The organism is Pseudomonas solani, from assembly GCF_026072635.1.
GTDB lineage: Bacteria > Pseudomonadota > Gammaproteobacteria > Pseudomonadales > Pseudomonadaceae > Metapseudomonas > Metapseudomonas solani.
In genome coordinates this window covers 3,979,590-3,995,358 of sequence record NZ_AP023081.1, presented here as the reverse complement: position 1 = coordinate 3,995,358, position 15,769 = coordinate 3,979,590, and the positions used below count along the sequence as shown (strand labels likewise).

At 67.0% G+C, this 15,769-nt stretch carries 17 protein-coding genes; 13 read left to right on the top strand and 4 right to left on the bottom strand.

Going from position 1 to position 15,769, the window contains the following annotated elements:
* Positions 1 to 398: 398 nt before the first annotated feature.
* The 3 genes from PSm6_RS18295 to PSm6_RS18285 are packed head-to-tail and all read left to right on the top strand — an operon-like array spanning position 399 to position 5,302.
* Positions 399 to 1,754: a TolC family outer membrane protein gene (locus tag PSm6_RS18295; protein ID WP_031288549.1), complete on the top strand. Its 1,356-nt coding sequence runs from the start codon at positions 399 to 401 to the stop codon at positions 1,752 to 1,754.
* Positions 1,755 to 1,777: 23 nt separating this feature from the next.
* Positions 1,778 to 3,937 (top strand): type I secretion system permease/ATPase, encoded by a 2,160-nt coding sequence (locus tag PSm6_RS18290; RefSeq protein ID WP_021221655.1) that lies wholly within the window; start codon positions 1,778 to 1,780, stop codon positions 3,935 to 3,937.
* A 9-nt stretch (positions 3,938 to 3,946) separates the two neighbouring features.
* Positions 3,947 to 5,302 carry an HlyD family type I secretion periplasmic adaptor subunit gene (locus PSm6_RS18285; protein ID WP_021221654.1) on the top strand — a complete coding sequence of 452 codons (1,356 nt, stop codon included), beginning with the start codon at positions 3,947 to 3,949 and terminating at the stop codon, positions 5,300 to 5,302.
* 6 nt (positions 5,303 to 5,308) lie between these two features.
* On the opposite strand, the gene PSm6_RS18280 is transcribed toward PSm6_RS18285, so the two are convergent.
* Positions 5,309 to 5,896: an eCIS core domain-containing protein gene (locus PSm6_RS18280; RefSeq protein WP_043245910.1), complete on the bottom strand. Its 588-nt coding sequence runs from the start codon at positions 5,894 to 5,896 to the stop codon at positions 5,309 to 5,311.
* Positions 5,897 to 6,520: 624 nt separating this feature from the next.
* Between PSm6_RS18280 and PSm6_RS18275 the strand changes: the two genes are divergently transcribed.
* The 7 genes from PSm6_RS18275 to PSm6_RS18245 all read left to right on the top strand — a co-directional run bounded on the left by PSm6_RS18275 (position 6,521) and on the right by PSm6_RS18245 (position 11,819).
* Positions 6,521 to 6,802, top strand: a complete 282-nt coding sequence (locus PSm6_RS18275) for a peptidylprolyl isomerase (protein WP_021221652.1) — start codon at positions 6,521 to 6,523, stop codon at positions 6,800 to 6,802.
* A 177-nt stretch (positions 6,803 to 6,979) separates the two neighbouring features.
* Complete coding sequence (locus PSm6_RS18270) at positions 6,980 to 8,107, top strand: PilT/PilU family type 4a pilus ATPase (RefSeq protein WP_265167911.1); 1,128 nt, start codon at positions 6,980 to 6,982, stop codon at positions 8,105 to 8,107.
* A gap of 72 nt (positions 8,108 to 8,179) precedes the next feature.
* Entirely contained in the window at positions 8,180 to 8,947 is a 768-nt protein-coding gene (locus tag PSm6_RS18265; RefSeq protein WP_021221650.1) for a transporter substrate-binding domain-containing protein, read from the top strand.
* A 61-nt stretch (positions 8,948 to 9,008) separates the two neighbouring features.
* Entirely contained in the window at positions 9,009 to 9,347 is a 339-nt protein-coding gene (locus tag PSm6_RS18260) for an FKBP-type peptidyl-prolyl cis-trans isomerase (RefSeq protein ID WP_021221649.1), read from the top strand.
* A 122-nt stretch (positions 9,348 to 9,469) separates the two neighbouring features.
* The gene (locus PSm6_RS18255) at positions 9,470 to 10,183 is read left to right on the top strand and encodes a hypothetical protein (RefSeq protein ID WP_265167910.1); all 714 of its coding nucleotides are present in this window, start codon (positions 9,470 to 9,472) and stop codon (positions 10,181 to 10,183) included.
* Positions 10,184 to 10,191: 8 nt separating this feature from the next.
* Positions 10,192 to 10,911 carry a hypothetical protein gene (locus tag PSm6_RS18250; RefSeq protein WP_021221647.1) on the top strand — a complete coding sequence of 240 codons (720 nt, stop codon included), beginning with the start codon at positions 10,192 to 10,194 and terminating at the stop codon, positions 10,909 to 10,911.
* A gap of 62 nt (positions 10,912 to 10,973) precedes the next feature.
* The gene (locus PSm6_RS18245) at positions 10,974 to 11,819 is read left to right on the top strand and encodes an aminoglycoside phosphotransferase family protein (RefSeq protein WP_265167909.1); all 846 of its coding nucleotides are present in this window, start codon (positions 10,974 to 10,976) and stop codon (positions 11,817 to 11,819) included.
* A gap of 704 nt (positions 11,820 to 12,523) precedes the next feature.
* On the opposite strand, the gene PSm6_RS18240 is transcribed toward PSm6_RS18245, so the two are convergent.
* From PSm6_RS18240 to PSm6_RS18230, 3 genes are all read right to left on the bottom strand, one after another.
* Positions 12,524 to 13,873 (bottom strand): CSLREA domain-containing protein, encoded by a 1,350-nt coding sequence (locus PSm6_RS18240; RefSeq protein WP_021216900.1) that lies wholly within the window; start codon positions 13,871 to 13,873, stop codon positions 12,524 to 12,526.
* Between the two features lie 123 nt (positions 13,874 to 13,996).
* Positions 13,997 to 14,170, bottom strand: coding sequence for a hypothetical protein (locus PSm6_RS18235; protein ID WP_265167907.1), 174 nt, complete (start codon positions 14,168 to 14,170; stop codon positions 13,997 to 13,999).
* Between the two features lie 63 nt (positions 14,171 to 14,233).
* On the bottom strand, positions 14,234 to 14,797 hold the full coding sequence (locus tag PSm6_RS18230) for a MarR family winged helix-turn-helix transcriptional regulator (protein WP_031286854.1): 564 nt from the start codon (positions 14,795 to 14,797) through the stop codon (positions 14,234 to 14,236).
* 110 nt (positions 14,798 to 14,907) lie between these two features.
* On the opposite strand from PSm6_RS18230, the gene PSm6_RS18225 reads away from it, so the two are divergent.
* From PSm6_RS18225 to PSm6_RS18215, 3 genes are read left to right on the top strand one after another with little or no spacing between them, the layout of a single operon-like run.
* Positions 14,908 to 15,138, top strand: coding sequence for a glutaredoxin domain-containing protein (locus PSm6_RS18225; protein ID WP_021216898.1), 231 nt, complete (start codon positions 14,908 to 14,910; stop codon positions 15,136 to 15,138).
* A gap of 56 nt (positions 15,139 to 15,194) precedes the next feature.
* Entirely contained in the window at positions 15,195 to 15,461 is a 267-nt protein-coding gene (locus tag PSm6_RS18220; protein ID WP_021216897.1) for a DUF2024 family protein, read from the top strand.
* Entirely contained in the window at positions 15,458 to 15,733 is a 276-nt protein-coding gene (locus PSm6_RS18215) for a Rho-binding antiterminator (protein ID WP_265167905.1), read from the top strand. Before PSm6_RS18220 ends, PSm6_RS18215 begins: the two co-directional genes overlap by 4 nt.
* Positions 15,734 to 15,769 lie beyond the last annotated feature (36 nt).

The following is a 15,769-nucleotide window of genomic DNA, read 5'->3' as shown; positions in this document are numbered from 1 at the left end:
TGCACCGGGGACTGGAAAAAGGAAAAACTGAAGCGGAATGGAACGACAGTATTCAGGTCAAAAAATTCGCGACAAAAAATCGTCACTCATTCTCCGTGTCGTACTACTCCATCAGAACATCCCCGCCCCTTTGGCTCTGAAACTGGTTTGACCACCCAAGCCGTTCGCCGAAAAGGCCCTGCAGGCCCCAATAAACGCGGCTGACAGGGAAAGAAGATGTGCTCGATTCGGAGGAGTGCATAAGATTTTTTCGGCATAAACCATGTGAAAAAAATTTCTTAGGTTCTCCAAAAGATGTTCTTAGCTCTGATGTTACAAGCCTGAAACGGTTGAACAGGCGATTTCGCCAAAAAAATGGCGATCCGTAAAAAGAGCATCGAACAAGGAGACACCCTCTCATGCGAGCAATGACCCCACTCTGGAGCAGCATGCTGTTGGCACTCGCCAGCGCCCAGGTCCAGGCGATGAACCTCACCGAGGCCATCCAGAGCACTCTCGACAACCACCCGGAGATCCGGGCAGCAGCCAACGCACGGCTCGTCGCCGACGAAGAGAAGAAGGTCGCCAAGGGCGGCTACCTACCGACCGTCGATCTGATAGCCGGCGTGGGCCGTGAAAACACCGATAGTCCGAGCACGCGCGCGCTGGGCGATCACAACACGGAGACGATGAACTACCGCAACGCCGAGTTGCGCCTGCGGCAAATGCTCTTCGACGGCTTCAACACCCCTAACGAGGTGGGCCGTACCGAGGCGGTGATCAACTCCCGCGCCTACTACACCCTGGGCACATCCGAGAGCCTGGCGCTGCGCACCATCGAGGTGTACCTCGAAGTGCTCAAGCGTCGTGAAATGGTGGCCCTGGCCCGCAACAACCTGCAGTCGCACCAGCGCGTGGGTGACCAGATCAACCTGCGCAGCCAGCGCGGCGTCGGCAGCATGGCCGACTCCGACCAGTCCGCCGCCCGTCTGGCCCTGGCCGAGAACAACCTCTACACCGAGGAAGTGAACCTGGCCGACGCCGAAGCCAACTTCCTCAGCGCCACCGGCCGTCCGGCCGACGAGCTGGAAACCCCGGCGACCATCCGCGGCGAAATGCCGGCGGACCTGCTCGCCGCCCGCCAGACCATGATGGACAACAACCCCTTCCTGAAATCGGCCCAGGCCGACGTGCAGGCGGCGGAGAAGCAATACGAGTCGGCCAAGTCGCCGTTCTACCCGCGCTTCGACGCCGAACTGGCCACCACCGCCGACGACAACGTGCAAGGCGATGAAGGCCACTACAACACCTGGCGAGCCGCCGTGGTGATGAACTACAACCTGTTCAACGGCATGCGCGACAAGGCCCGCCTGCAAGCGGCGGCGCACTCGATCAACCAGTCCATGGACATCCGCAACAACGCCCTGCGGGTGCTCAACGAGAACCTCTCGCTGGCCTGGAACGCCATGGAAAACGCCCGCCAGCAAACCCCCAAGGCGCGTGACTATGCCGACTACACCCAGCGCGTGCGCGAGGCGTACCAGCAGCAGTTCGGCCTCGGCCAACGCACCCTGCTCGACCTGCTCGACAGTGACAACGAACTCTTCACCGCCAACCGGCGTTACGTCGAGGTGCGCTACACCGAAGAGTTCGCCATGTTCCGCGTGATCTCCGCCATGGGCGATCTGCTGCGCCGGCAGAACGTCGTAGTCCCGGCTGAGGCCATCGCCGCTTCTGAAGTGAAGAGCGAAGCCCGTCTGCCGGAAATGAAGTAACCGCGGTTCGGGAGTAGCAGTAGATGACCACCATGGAAATGGCGGGTGCCACCGTCGACCCTCGGCAGAGCCACGACGACCCGTTGCTGGACGGCCTGCTGATTCTTTGCAGGCTGCATGAGTGCCCCGCCAGCCGGGGCAGCCTCACCGCCGGCCTGCCGCTGGCGAACCAGCGACTGACACCCGACCTGCTGGCCCGTGCCGCTGCACGGGTCGGCCTGCAAGGGCGCCTGTTGCGCCGGGAACTGGGGGCCATCTCACCGCTCAACCTGCCGGTGCTGCTGCTGTTGAAGGACGGCCGCAGCGCGGTGCTCAACCAGTGGGGCAAGGACGGCCGCGCGCTGATCCTGCCCTGCGAGTCCGACGGTGGCCAGCAGTGGATCGACCCCGAGCTGCTGGCCGCCGCGTACAGCGGCGAAGCCCTCTTCGCCCGCCCCCGCCATGAACTGGAAGAGACCCGCGCGCCCCTGGTGCCCCGGGTCAAATCCTGGTTCCGCGACACCTTGCGGCTGTCGCGCTGGCTCTACACCGATGCGGTGCTGGCCAGCCTGCTGATCAACCTGCTGGGCATGCTGGTACCGCTGTTCGTCATGCAGACCTACGACCGCGTGGTGCCCAACCAGGCCACCTCCACCCTCTGGGTGCTGACCATCGGCCTGCTCATCGGCACCGGCTTCGACCTGCTGCTGCGGGTGCTGCGCGCGCACCTGCTGGACACCGCCGGCAAGAAGACCGACGTGGTGCTCTCGGCCACGCTGTTCGAGCGCATCACCGGCATGTCGATGAAGGCGCGGCCCACCACCATCGGCGGCTTCGCCCAGAGCATCCACGACTTCCAGGGCCTGCGGGAATTCCTCACCGCGGTGACCCTCACCAGCCTCATCGACCTGCCCTTCTCCATCCTCATGCTGCTGGTGATCGGCCTGCTCGGCGGCTGGCTGGTGGTGATCCCGGTGCTCGCCTTCCCCATCACCGCGATCTTCGCCTGGATCATCCAGACCCGCCTGCGCGACACCGTGCAACGCAGCCTGGCCCTGGGCGCGGAACGCCAGGCGCTGCTGATCGAAACCCTCTCGGGCCTGGAGACGCTCAAGGCCTGCAGTGCCGAGAGCGAGCGCCAGCACCGCTGGGAGCGCACCCACGGCGCCCTCACCCGCCTGGACAGCCATGCGCGCTTCCTCTCCGCCGTGGTCACCAACGGCACCATGTTCCTGCAGCAGTTCGCCGGCCTGGCGATGATCATCGCCGGGGTCTACAGCATCATCGCCGGCAACCTCAGCGTCGGCGCCCTGGTGGCCAGCTACATGCTCAACAGCCGCGTGCTCGCACCGCTGGGGCAGATCGCCGGGCTGATCACCCGCTACCAGCAGGCGCAGCTGACCATGAAGAGCACCGACATGCTCATGGGCCTGCCCCAGGAACGGGAAAACAAGCAGCAACCGCTGGAGCGCACCCACATCAAGGGCGCCATCGACGTGCGCGGGGTGAGCTTCAGCTACCCCGACCAGGCCGCGCCTGCGCTGGCCAACGTCAGCCTGCGGCTGAACGCCGGCGAGCGGGTCGGCATCATCGGCCGCAGCGGCTCGGGCAAAAGCACCCTGGCGCGCCTGGTGATGAACTTCTACAGCCCCGAACAGGGCCAGCTGCTGCTGGACGGCATCGACCTGCGCCAGCTGGACGTCGCCGACCTGCGCCACCAGATCGGCTTCGTCACCCACGACATGCCGCTGATCGCCGGGAGCCTGCGCGACAACCTGACCCTCGGCGCGCGCTACGTGAACGACGCGCGGATGCTGGAAGTGGCCGAGCTGACCGGCGTCACCGAACTGGCCCGCCAGCACCCGCAAGGCTTCGACCGCCCGGTGGGCGAGCGTGGCCAGCTGCTCTCCGGCGGCCAGCGCCAGGCGGTGCTGCTGGCCCGCGCGCTGTTGCTGGACCCGCCCATCCTGCTGCTGGACGAACCCACCAGCGCCATGGACAACACCAGCGAAGACATCCTGCGCAACCGCCTGCACGGCTGGGCCCAGGGCAAGACCGTGCTGCTCATCACCCACCGCGCCTCCATGCTCAGCCTGGTGGAACGCCTGGTGGTGCTCGATGGCGGCCACATAGTCGCCGACGGTCCGAAGGACGCGGTGATCGAAGCCTTGCGCAAGGGCCGCGTCGGCCCAGCGGCCGTCTAGGAGCAGAACATGGAAAGCACCCGATCGGTCCGCGACTACTTCGGCGGCCTGGGCAGCAAGCCCGACACCGAGTTCATGCCCGAGGTGGACGGCGCCGCCCTGGAGGACTCCCCCACCGGCACCCGCATCACCGTCTGGGTGGCCTGCACGCTACTGATCGTCGCCCTGGTCTGGGCCAAGTTCGCCGTGCTGGAGGAAGTCACCACCGGTGAAGGCAAGGCCATCCCCTCCAGCAAGATCCAGGTGATCCAGAACCTCGAGGGCGGCATCGTCTCGGAGATCTTCGTGCGCGAGGGCCAGGTGGTGAGCAAGGGCGACGTGCTGCTGCGCCTGGACGACACCCGCTTCCTCTCCAACAAGGGCGAGACCGAAGCCGACCGCCTGGCGCTCATGGCCCGCGTGCAACGGCTCTCGGCCGAGGCCGAGGATCGCCCCTTCACCCTGCCGCCGGAAATCGCCAAGGCCTCGCCGCAACTGGCCGAGGACGAAATGGCGCTGTACCGCAAACGCCTGCAGCGCCTGGACAGCGAGCAGCACATCCTCCAGGAGCAGCTGCGCCAGAAGCAGCAGGAACTGGCCGAATTCCGCTCCAAGTCGCAGCAGTACGCCTCCAGCCTGGGGCTGCTGCAGCAGGAACTGAACATGTCCCAGCCGCTGGTGGGCACCGGCGCCATCTCCGAGGTGGAGATCCTGCGCCTGCGCCGCAGCGCGGTGGAAATGCGCGGCGAGCTCAACGGCACCAACCTGGCCATCCCCCGGGCCGAGGCGGCGGTGAAGGAAATCGAGCGGAAGATGGAAGAAAGCAAGCTGTCGTTCCAGTCCGATGCCTTCAAGGAACTCAACGAAGCCCGCACCGAGCTGCAGAAGATCACCTCCACTGGCAAGGCCATCGACGACCGCGTCACCCGCACCACCGTGGTCTCCCCGGTCAACGGCGTGATCAAGCAACTGAAGGTCAACACCATCGGCGGCGTGGTGCAGCCCGGCAACGACATGGTGGAAGTGGTGCCCCTGGAGGACAACCTGCTGATCGAGGCGCGCATCCGCCCGCAGGACGTGGCCTTCCTCCACCCGGGGCAGAAGGCGATGGTCAAGTTCAGCGCCTATGACTACACCATCTACGGCGGCCTCAAGGCCAAGCTGGAACTGATCGGCGCCGACACCATCACCGACGACAAGGGCAACAGCTTCTACCTGATCCAGGTGCGCACCGACAAAAGCCACCTGGGCAAGGACGACCACCCGCTGCTGATCATCCCCGGGATGATCGCCACGGTGGACATCATCACCGGCGAGAAGAGCGTGCTCGACTACCTGCTCAAGCCGGTGCTCAAGGCCCGCTCGGAAGCCATGCGCGAGCGTTGATCGGCCTCACTCGCCGCGCCGCAGGGCGCGGCTCACCTCCAGCTGCCGGGAATAGGCCGGCGCTTCCACCGCGTTGAAATCGCGGCTGTAGCGCTGGGCAAAACCGGCGCTGCCCCAGTCCCGGTACTGCTGCACGTGGAACAGCTCGTGGGCCCACAGCGCCACGTCGTGCAGGGCCGCGTCCTCGGTGCGGAAGACGATGATGTCCACCAGGGTCACCGCCTTGATATCGGGGTTCTGCAGCATGGTCCGCGCGGCGTTCATCTCGTCGCTGTCACCCACCTTGTAGCGCACCGCATCCAGCAGCTCGGCCGGGTACCAGGGCAGCAGGCGCTGGCGTATCTCCGCCGGGATCGGCAAGGTGCCCTGCCGCGCCGCCGACTCCCGCGAACGCAGCAGCCAGCCCTCCAGCGCCGACGCCGCCACCGCGCCGGCCCGCTCCTGGTAAGGCGCCAGCACGCCATTGGGGTCGGGCACGCAGATGCAGCCACCGAGGCACACCTCGGTCTCCCCCTCCGCACAGGCGAACGCCAGGTGCGGGGCAGCGGTTACGAACAGGGCCAGCAACAGGGAAACGGGCAAGGCGCGGGGCATGGAGGGTTCTCGAAAGGCCAGGCGGCGATGGTGGTGGATAGGCGCCATTGAGACAACGGCAAACAGCGTTATTCGTCACCGTAGGCGCAGTATTTGAGGCGACCTGTAGGGGCCGACCTGTAGGGGCGACCTCAGTCGCCAAGCGGCGCGCAGCGCCGCCCCATCGAGGGAATAATTTGAACGTGGGAAACCACGTCCTTAGGGCGTGGTCATGAGTCATCGGCTCTGCCTGTGACGATTTGAATTGAGAACCCAGCAGGATGACGCATGCCGTAGGGTGTGCCGTGCGCACCGCCGCAAGGTGCTGCATGTGACGCCCAGGTGCGCGCAGCACACCCTACGTCCGGAGTGAGTGGCGGCTGCATGTTCCGAGGTCTGATTGCGCCCCCTTCTAGAGAGCCAAAAGCAAAGCCACGTTCTAAGAACCTGGATGTTTACTCGCGATCGGCCGCGGCTCAATGCCCTTCGCGGTTGAAACCGCTCCCACACCCAGACCACACCTGCTGTCCGTCCTGCCGGGTTTCACCCGACCTCCATCCCTGCGCCATACCACCCACGCCACCGGCCGTTGACGGTTCATTCGATTCCGGTAGGCTCTGCGCTTTCTTCAAGAGGAGTCCTGCCATGCCCCGTGCAACCGCCCGCCACATCCTGGTTTCCAGCGAAGCCAAGTGCAACGAACTGAAAGCCGCCATCGAAGGGGGCGCCGACTTCGCCCAGGTCGCCAAGGACAACTCCAGCTGCCCGTCCAGCCGTGACGGCGGCAACCTCGGTTCCTTCGGCCCCGGCCAGATGGTTCGCGAGTTCGACACCGTGGTCTTCAGCGCCCCGGTCAACGTCGTGCAAGGCCCGGTGAAGACCCAGTTCGGCTACCACCTGGTGGAAGTCACCAGCCGCCAGGATTGATTCCCGGCCAGGGCGTCGTCATCGCGGCGCCCTTCCCCGTTACGCCTCCGCTCCACCCCACTTCACGGCCACACGGCAGGATTGCCCCCGACCAGGTCGCGAACCTGCGGCAATTTCCCCTAATAGCCTCCTGGCCGGAACCACTGCTAGGCTTGCCCCTCGATGAAAGGAGGCAGGATGAGCGACCCGAACGAGACGACGCCCAGCGTCTTCCCCTACCTGGAGCTGCTGCACCAGCACGCCGGCTCGGACATGTTCTTCAGCGTCGGCGCACCGCCGCACATCAAGATCGAGGGCCACGCGCGCCCCGTGGGCGAGCGTGTGCTGCAGGGGGGCGAAGTGCGCCAGCTGGCCGCGCAGCTGATCACCCCGCGCCAGCAGGAAGAGTTCGACCGCGAGCTGGAACTCAACCTGGCCATCAGCCTGCCGGGCAGCGGCCGCTTCCGCCTCAACCTCTACCTGCAGCGCGGCGAGGTCTCGATGGTGGTGCGCCTGATCAAGACCACCATCCCCAGCCTGGAAAGCCTCGGCCTGCCGCTGCTGCTGGAGAAGCTCGCCCTGCAGGATCGCGGCCTGATCCTGGTGGTGGGCGCCGCCGGCTCCGGCAAGTCCACCACGCTGGCGGCGATGCTCGACCACCGCAACGCCCAGCGCAGCGGCCATATCGTCTGCATCGAAGATCCCATCGAATTCCTCCACAGCCACCGCCGCTCGATCATCGACCAGCGCGAGGTCGGCCTGGACACCCACAGTTTCTCCGCCGCACTGCGCAACGTGCTGCGCGAGGCGCCGGACGTGATCATGCTCGGCGAGGTGCGCGACGCCGAAACCATGCAGCACGCCCTGCACTACGCCGAGACCGGCCACCTGTGCGTGGCCACCCTGCACGGCACCAGCGCCCGCCACGCGGTGGAACGCATCACCCGCTTCTTCCCCGACGAGGCGCGGCGCCAGGTGCTCGGCGACCTCTCGCAGAACCTCCTGGCCATGGTCGGCCAGCGCCTGGTACCGGGCATCGACCACAAGCGCGTGGCAGCGGTGGAGCTGATGCTGGGCACGCCCCACGTGCGTGACCTGATCCTGCGTGACGAGCTGCATGAGCTGAAGAGCGCCATCGAGAACGCCCTGGAAAGCGGCTCCTGCAGCTTCGACCAGAGCCTGTTCAAGCTGGTGGAAGCCGGGCGCATCAGCCTCTCCGAAGCGCTGAAGTTCGCCGACTCGCGCACCGACCTGTCGCTGAAAATCAAGCTCGAACGCGGCTTCGATCCCCAGGACAGCGAGCGCAAGGTGCTGCGCGACCACTGAGCAGCGGGCTCCATCAGCTGGGTCGAACGGTGGCCGGCGCGCCCGGTCAGAGAAAGAAGCCGCTCACCCGACATGGAGGCCGCCGCCATCATCCGCCAGGCCCTGCTCCACTCACCGTGGCTGCGCACCGCGTCGCTGGCCCTGCTGTTGGTCGCGGGAATAGCCGAGGCCGACCCGCCGCTGCGGCTCAGCTTCATCGCCAACTCCACCCTGTTCCACGAGGACGACGGCGGCCGCGACGAGATCGCGCGGCTGTTCGCCAGCGCCGGGGTGGCGACCGAGGTGGTGACCCTGCCGGCCAAGCGCATTGTCTGGCAGATGCAGTACGAGCCCGGCCCCCACTGCTCGGTGGGCTGGATACGCACCCGCGAGCGCGAGGGCTTCGCCCGCCTCAGCCTGCCCATCCGCCCGCCGCTGTACCTGGAAGTAGTCACCAACCGCCGCGCCCTGCCCCAGGTCTCCCGCTACGCCAGCCTGCGCGCACTGATGGCGGCGCCGGGGCTGCGCCTCGGCGTTTCCGACGGCTTCTCCTACGGCGAGGAGCTGGACCGGCGCATCGCCGACATGGGCGAGGCCGCCCTTCCCAACAGCCAGGCGCCGATCAACCAGCTGCGCCTGCTCGCCTCCAACCGCTTCGACTACACCCTGGCCGACCCCTACGACTTCCGCTGGGCCATGAGCCACCCCAGCTACGCCCACCGTGAACTGGTGAGCCTGGTCTTCCCCGATATGCCACCCGGCCGCCCGCGCCACCTCATGTGCAGCCGCAGCGTGCCCGAGGCCACGGTGCAGCGCATCGACCAGGCCATCCGCGCCATGGGCCTGGACCGTGGTTCCTGACCCCTTGCCAAACACCCCGCTTCCTGCGAAAAGGCGGCACCCCAACGGCGAGCGAGCAGCCATGAGCGACGAATTGAAGATCGAGGACATCCACCCGGGCGACGGCAAGGCCGTGGTAAAGGGCGCGCTGATCACCACTCACTACAACGGCTGGCTGGAGGACGGCACCCTGTTCGACTCGTCCATCGAGAAAGGCCGGCCCTTCCAATGCGTGATCGGCACCGGCCGGGTGATCAAGGGCTGGGACCAGGGCCTGATGGGCATGCAGGTGGGTGGCAAGCGCAAACTGCAGGTCCCCGCGCACCTGGCCTACGGCGAACGCCAGGTCGGCAAGATCCCGCCGAACTCGAACCTGCTGTTCGAGATCGAGCTGCTGGAAGTGCTGACCCGGGACGATTGAGCCCACCCCCGACCGCCCGTCGGCTTGGCCCGACGGGCGCGTGGAGCCGCGTTGAGCGCAGCCGAGCGGATGCCTATCCTGCATCCCGTAATGGCCAGCTGACAGCACTGCGGACACTCTCCATGAAACACCTGCTTCCCCTCCTCGCCCTGCTCCTCGGCGCCAGCGGCGCGTTCGCCGCGGGCACCTGCCCACCCGGTTACGGCATGAACTGGCAGGGCCAGTGCCTGGACTGCAGCAAAACCTCCAATGCCCTGGTCTGCGGCGACGCCGGAGGCGGCAGCGCGGCGAGCGCCCCCCAAAGCGATATCGACATGCAGCGCACCGAGCAGGTGATCAACGCCGTCACCGCCATCGGCGAGATGCTCGACAACCAGGAAGCCGCCAATCGCGCCACCGAGGAGCAGGCCGAGCAGCAGCGCCAGGCGGCCCTCGAAGCCCAGCGCCAGGCAGAAGCGGCCCAGCGTGCCGCCAGCAACAGCCAGATCCAGGACCTGGAATCCTCCATGGCAGCGATGGAAGGCAACGACTGGCGCAGCCGCGCCGAAGGCGGCAAGGACAAACCCGCAAAGCGTGCCTTGGACTGCAACTGCCGCCGCGTGGTGGACAGCTGCACCGCCAGCATCCAACTGGTGGCCAAGCAGAAGACCGGAGTCGACTACCGCGTCACCTCCAGCGAGCCCAGCTGCTCCAAGGTCAGCTACTACATCGACAACACGCCGTACATCACCGTGCTGAACAACCGCAACGCCGCCCTCGAACATTCCGCCGGCCTTGGCTCGATCACCGCCAAGAGCTTCGAGGTCGAGCGCTGCGACGTCTGCGCCAGGGAGTGAAAAACCGCATGAAGCCAATCCTGATCGCCGCCCTGCTGGGTCTCACCATCGTCCCCACCCTCCAGGCACAGACGCTGAAGAAACAGCGCGACTGGCCCGCCAGCATCAAGGTGCCCGACGCAGCCCTCAAGGAGCAGTACGAATACGACCCGGCCGCTGGGGCCATCAGCGCCAAGCTGCTGTCCACCACCCAGACCTTCAAGGGCAATGCGGTCCTGCGCCAGTACAGCAACGGTGCGCCCGCCGGTGGCTCGGCCGGCTGGGCCGACCACCTCTACGCCTACCACGGCTTCGCCGCCATCAGCAGCGGTAGCGGCATGCGCACCCGGGTGGTGAAGTTCCAGTCCAGCGGCGCCTGGCCGGCCAAGAGCTTCAAGGTCTACAGCGAAGTGGTTGCCGACAGCGGCCTGAACATCCGCGTGCTGACCCAGTGCGAGCTGCTGGCCAGTTTCCCGGCCGCGCAGGCACTCGACCCGAAGCTGCCCGGAAAGATTCACAAGTTCGATTGCAAGACCCAGACCCTCTCCGAAGGCGTGGTCGATGGCATGCAGTTCGACAAGAACGCCGAGACCTACCCGGGCATCAGCTATTACTCGGACTACCTGGACGTCGTCATCGACGGCCGCAGCGGCGTGGACACGCCCTTGCAGCAACAGCTGGAGTTCCTCGACGCCAGCGGCCAGCGCCAGACCATCAGTTTCACCGGGGACGGTGCCAGCCTGCCCTGATCCCCTGGCGCATCACGCGTGAACATGCTGGACTGGCCCGTTTCCAGCCATGAGGCCACGCCATGCCCCCCGCCCCCTCCCTCGCCGAGGCCGAAGCCCTTTTCGCCCCCTACCTGCAACGCTGGCAGCTGACGCCGGACGGCGAGGCGCTGCTCACCCCCAGCGGCGCGCTGCTGCCGGTGCGCCAGGATGGCCAGGCCGCGATGCTCAAGGTCAGCCAGAACGAGGACGAACGCCTCGGCGCCCAGGTGATGCGGGCCTGGAAGGGTGCAGGCTCGGCGCGGGTGCTGGAGATCGACGGCGATGGCCTGCTGCTGGAGCGCGGCGGCGACCCGCTGATCGCCATGGCCCAGGACGGTGACGACGACCTGGCCACCGCCCTGCTCTGCCGCGCCCTGGCTCGCCTCCACGCCTACGACGGCCCCCGGCCCAAAGGGCTGAAGGACCTGCACAGCTGGTTCGCCGACCTGGCGCCGGCCGCACGTCGCCACGGCGGCTTCCTGGTCGAAGCCGATGCCCTGGCCCGCCAACTGCTGGCCGCACCTCGCGAACAGCACCTGCTGCACGGCGACCTGCACCACGGCAACCTCCTCGACTTCGGCCCGCGCGGCTGGCTGGCCATCGACCCCAAGGGCCTGGTGGGCGACCGCGCGCTGGACTATGCGGTGATCTTCGCCAACCCCGACCTCTGCGACCCCAGCCGCCCGGTGGGCACCGACCCGGCCCGCTTCCAGCGGCGCCTGGCCATCGTCTGCCACGAGTCCGGCCTGGAACGCCAGCGCCTGCTGCAATGGCTGGTGGCCTGGTGCGGCCTCTCCGCCGCCTGGTTCCTCGACGACGATGACCCGAATGCCGATATCGACCTGGCAGTGGGAGCGTTGGCGTTGGAGGCGCTGGCGACGCAGTAGCGTTTCTGTGCCGGAGATGGGCAGCCCTACGGGCTGCTTGGCGACTGAAGTCGCCCCTACAGTGCATCCGGTGTGTTCGGTGCATCGAGGGCTGTAGGAGCGAATTCATTGGCTCTGTCGGCGTTAGCTGTTGTGGTTTTAATGCAAGTGCTCAAGCACGGTGCTTTCCGGGCATTTAGGGATTTCCTCCACCTCCACCGCATGGGTTTCGCTTCGCTCTACGCCATCCTACGAAAGCCCGTGCGCACCACGTAGCGATACGCTGGACGAAGAAAGTTGGAGCAGCCGCCAACGCCCCTCCAGGAGGCCGAACGCAGTCGTTGCGCCGGGGGACGAGCGGCATGGATGCCGCGAGAGGCGCGCCAGGCCATGGATGGCCCATCGCGCCGGCCCCCAGACGACGCTTGCGGCGAACGCACTTCAGTGCGGCCCGAAGGGCGAGCGTAGCGAGTAACGGCGATGGAGTGAGGGAACCCCGGCGAAGCCGGGGCCGGATGATGGGGCAAGCGTTTTTGGTTCCTTTTTTGTGGTTCGGCATCCCGACGATTGAAAAAAGGGACTCGCCCGGGTGGGCGAAACCAGAAACACCAACAAAACTCGGCAATCAGCTGGGTCCAGATCTTCTAGCAACACTTAACGCAGACAGAGCCCATTCATTCGCGAAATGCCGAGCCCCGCGCAGGGGCCCGGCACGCTTCGCCAACCTACGGCTTCGGCCGCTCGTACGAACCCAGGTCGCAGCGGGCGACGCCGTCGCCATCGCCATCACGGGGGCGCTTGGAGCCGCGCTGGTCGTGGGCGGTGCAGCTGCCGATGCCGGCGTCCACCGCCGGGCTGCGCGGGCGCAGGGCGTGGGTCTGGGTCAGGCCGTTGTTGTCCGCCAGGGGGTAGAGCACCTTGGTGAAGACGTCGGTCTGTTCCACGTACAGGTCGCCGGTGCAGTTGCCGGGCCCGGTTCCCAGCAACAGGCCGATGGCCCTGTATTGCGCCTGGGCGCCCTGGTTGTCGCAGTTCATCGGCGTTTCCAGGCCCTCGTCGAGGTTGCCGGCGATGATGCTGTTGCGCAGGGTCACCGAGCCTGTGTTGATCAACCCGTAGCCACCGCTGTTGTTGGCGATGGTGACGTTGACCAGCAGCGCTTCCGGTGTGGCGCTGATCCAGGGCTGGCCGTTGTTCAGGGTGGCCTGGGCCCGGTAGTACTGGGTGTTGCCGCTGAGGGTCGAGTTGGCGAGGGTCAGCTTGCCGTCGTTGCCGATGGCCGAGCCGAAACTGGACCCGTTGCCGCTGAAGGTGGTCCGCGCCACGTCGGCCGTGCCACGGTTGTAGAGGCCGCCGCCGTAGCCGGCGTCATCGTCGTCGCTGGCGGAGTTGCCCTGCACGCTGCTGTCGCGCAACAGCAACTCGCCGGTGTTGTAGATGCCGCCACCCAGGCCGAAGTGGCCCTCTCCGGCCCCGGCGCGGTTGTTGGCGATGACCGAGCGGTGCACGGCCAGGCGCCCATCGTTGGCGATGCCGCCGCCATTGCCGGGGCTGAAGGCACCGGTGGAGCTGTTGCGGCTCACCTCCACCTGGCGCAACACCACCTCGCCATGGTTCTCCAGGGCGCCGCCGTAGGTGGAACTGTGGCCGCCGGTGAGGCGCAGGCGCTCCAGCACCACGCGGGCGCCGTCGAACACTTCCAGCAGGCGGTCGTTGGCCTGAGGGGTGCCGCTGATCACGGTGGCGGCCGGGCCCTGGCCGATGATTTCCAGGGAGTCGTGGATGTCGAGGTCGCCATTGAGGTTGTCGTCCTCGTCCTGGACGTCGCCCTCCTCGTCGCGGCCGGCCGGCAGGCTCAGGCGGTAGGTCTGCGCCTGCAGGACGATGCGGTCCGGGCCCGGTGCGGCGTTGGCGGCGGAGATGGCGTCGCGCAACGAACAGTGGGCATCGCAGACGCCGTCGTAGCTGTCTTCGGTCTGGTTGACGATGAAGTCGGCGGCGTGGGCGACCTGGCTGCCCAGTACCAGGGCGACAAGGGTGGCGGTGGCGAGGGGGGAGATGAGCGGCTTGTGCATGAGCTGTCCTGCGTGTCGAGGACAGGGCGTCCACGGGACGCACGGCGGCCCTGCCCTGTCGATTCCTTGGGGCGCGGACACGACGCGGCTTCCGCTCCAGCCGCGCAACGCCTCGTTACGCGGCTAGTGATGGACCGAGCGTTTTCGACCTTGGTTCCGGTGGATTTCGCCCACTGGTCGCTCCGGGTCCTTGAGGAAGGGATCGGGCTCCGGGTCGCGGGCGCCGCCACCGTCGGGCAGGGGTTCGGGTGGGCGGCGCGCCGGGCGACGGCCGGCCTCGATGGGCGTGGGGTTCATGGCGCTCTCCTCGGGCTCACAGAGGGTGGAGTCCACCGCTGCGCCCGGGGTTCAACCGCGCCGCTAGGCGGGCTCCTGGTGCTCGCGGCAGATCAGCGCCTCGTCGCCGGCGGCCATGGGCTCCTCGGTCAGCCCGCAGAAGGGCAGGCCGTCCACCGTGCGGTGGAAGCGGCAGGTGCGGCACAGGCCGAACGAGGGCACGTCGACGCTGCGCTGCACGTTGCGCAGCAGGTCGCCCAGCAGCGCTTCCAGGTCCCCGGCGGCGGGGCCCATGCGCGCCGTGGCGGCGGCGAGGAAGTCCGGCGGCAGCACCGCCCCCAGCAGCTCGCGGGCCGGCGCTGTCAGCTCCAGGTGCACGCTGCGGCGGTCCTGCTGGTCCGGCCGCTTGACCAGCAGCCCCTTGGCTTCGAGGGCCTTGAGCGACTGGGACACGGTGCCCTTGGTCAGCCCCAGGTAGTCGGTCACCGCCAGGGGCGTGTCGGAATAGCGGTTGCAACGGGCCAGGTAGAGCAAGGCGCTGAACTGGATGGGCTGCAGCTCGGCCAGCAGCGGGTGCTGGCGGAACCAGACGCGGGTGAGGCTGGAGAGGCGTTCCAGCAGGTCGAACAGCACGGCATTTCCCTCCATTGATTTCGTCGATAGATAGTATCGAATAAAAACTATATCGACAAAACCTCATTGGTCGTAGCCTTGCTCTCGAACGGTATCGATCCGATACCAACTACCGGAGAAACGCCATGACCCAAGCTCGCTACTACCACGCTGGTTGCCCCGTCTGCGTCGAAGCCGAACGCACCCTCATCGGCCTGCTCGACCCGAAGGTTAAGGTCGAGATCGTCCACCTCGGCGATGTGCCGGCCCGTGTCGCCGAGGCGGAAAGCGCCGGCGTGAAGTCAGTCCCCGCCCTGGTGGTGGACGGCCAGGTGCTGCACCTGAACTTCGGCGCCGCCATCGCCGACCTCAAGTAATCCGCCGGCGGGTCGCGGCCGCCATCGCGACCCGCCTCACCCAGGAGCAAGCCACCATGCAGATCAAGGTATTCGACACCCACGTGCGCACCCGCGACGGGCGCTACCTGCACTTCGACGTGCTCATCGACTCGGCCGAGCAACACCGCGCCGAACGCTTCGCCCGCGACTGGCTGGGCAGCCTCGGCCTGGCCGACGCCGATATCGCCCAGAGCCAGTGCCTGTACTGCCACAGCGAGTCGGCCCCAGAGCCGGTGGCCGCGGCCATCGCGCGCGACGGCTACTTCATCATCCCGCTGCAAGGCTTCGAGGCAGCATCGTGAACGCCTACCAACCGCTGCACTGCGATCTCCACGACTACCTGGAGATCGCCTGCCTGCACGGCTATCGCCTGCGGGTGGAGCTGAGCGATGGCGAGCCCTTCGAAGCCCGCGCCCTGACCACCCGCACCGCCGCGAGCAAGGAGGAATTCCTCCGTTTCGACGACCAGCGCGAAGTGCGTCTCGACCGGCTGCTGGCGATCACCCCGCTGGACCCCGGCGCCCGTTTCGGCCGGGTGTTGCTGGCCGGCGCGGCCTGTAACCTGCTCGGCTGAAGGCGCTGCCGGAACAGAAGCGGGAAGCCGATCGAA

Coding starts and splice junctions, on each gene's coding strand:
- PSm6_RS18295 (WP_031288549.1), top strand. CDS start 399: ATGCGAGCAATGACCCCACTCTGGAGCAGCATGCTGTTGGCACTCGCC.
- PSm6_RS18290 (WP_021221655.1), top strand. CDS start 1,778: ATGACCACCATGGAAATGGCGGGTGCCACCGTCGACCCTCGGCAGAGC.
- PSm6_RS18285 (WP_021221654.1), top strand. CDS start 3,947: ATGGAAAGCACCCGATCGGTCCGCGACTACTTCGGCGGCCTGGGCAGC.
- PSm6_RS18280 (WP_043245910.1), bottom strand. CDS start 5,896: ATGCCCCGCGCCTTGCCCGTTTCCCTGTTGCTGGCCCTGTTCGTAACC.
- PSm6_RS18275 (WP_021221652.1), top strand. CDS start 6,521: ATGCCCCGTGCAACCGCCCGCCACATCCTGGTTTCCAGCGAAGCCAAG.
- PSm6_RS18270 (WP_265167911.1), top strand. CDS start 6,980: ATGAGCGACCCGAACGAGACGACGCCCAGCGTCTTCCCCTACCTGGAG.
- PSm6_RS18265 (WP_021221650.1), top strand. CDS start 8,180: ATGGAGGCCGCCGCCATCATCCGCCAGGCCCTGCTCCACTCACCGTGG.
- PSm6_RS18260 (WP_021221649.1), top strand. CDS start 9,009: ATGAGCGACGAATTGAAGATCGAGGACATCCACCCGGGCGACGGCAAG.
- PSm6_RS18255 (WP_265167910.1), top strand. CDS start 9,470: ATGAAACACCTGCTTCCCCTCCTCGCCCTGCTCCTCGGCGCCAGCGGC.
- PSm6_RS18250 (WP_021221647.1), top strand. CDS start 10,192: ATGAAGCCAATCCTGATCGCCGCCCTGCTGGGTCTCACCATCGTCCCC.
- PSm6_RS18245 (WP_265167909.1), top strand. CDS start 10,974: ATGCCCCCCGCCCCCTCCCTCGCCGAGGCCGAAGCCCTTTTCGCCCCC.
- PSm6_RS18240 (WP_021216900.1), bottom strand. CDS start 13,873: ATGCACAAGCCGCTCATCTCCCCCCTCGCCACCGCCACCCTTGTCGCC.
- PSm6_RS18235 (WP_265167907.1), bottom strand. CDS start 14,170: ATGAACCCCACGCCCATCGAGGCCGGCCGTCGCCCGGCGCGCCGCCCA.
- PSm6_RS18230 (WP_031286854.1), bottom strand. CDS start 14,797: ATGGAGGGAAATGCCGTGCTGTTCGACCTGCTGGAACGCCTCTCCAGC.
- PSm6_RS18225 (WP_021216898.1), top strand. CDS start 14,908: ATGACCCAAGCTCGCTACTACCACGCTGGTTGCCCCGTCTGCGTCGAA.
- PSm6_RS18220 (WP_021216897.1), top strand. CDS start 15,195: ATGCAGATCAAGGTATTCGACACCCACGTGCGCACCCGCGACGGGCGC.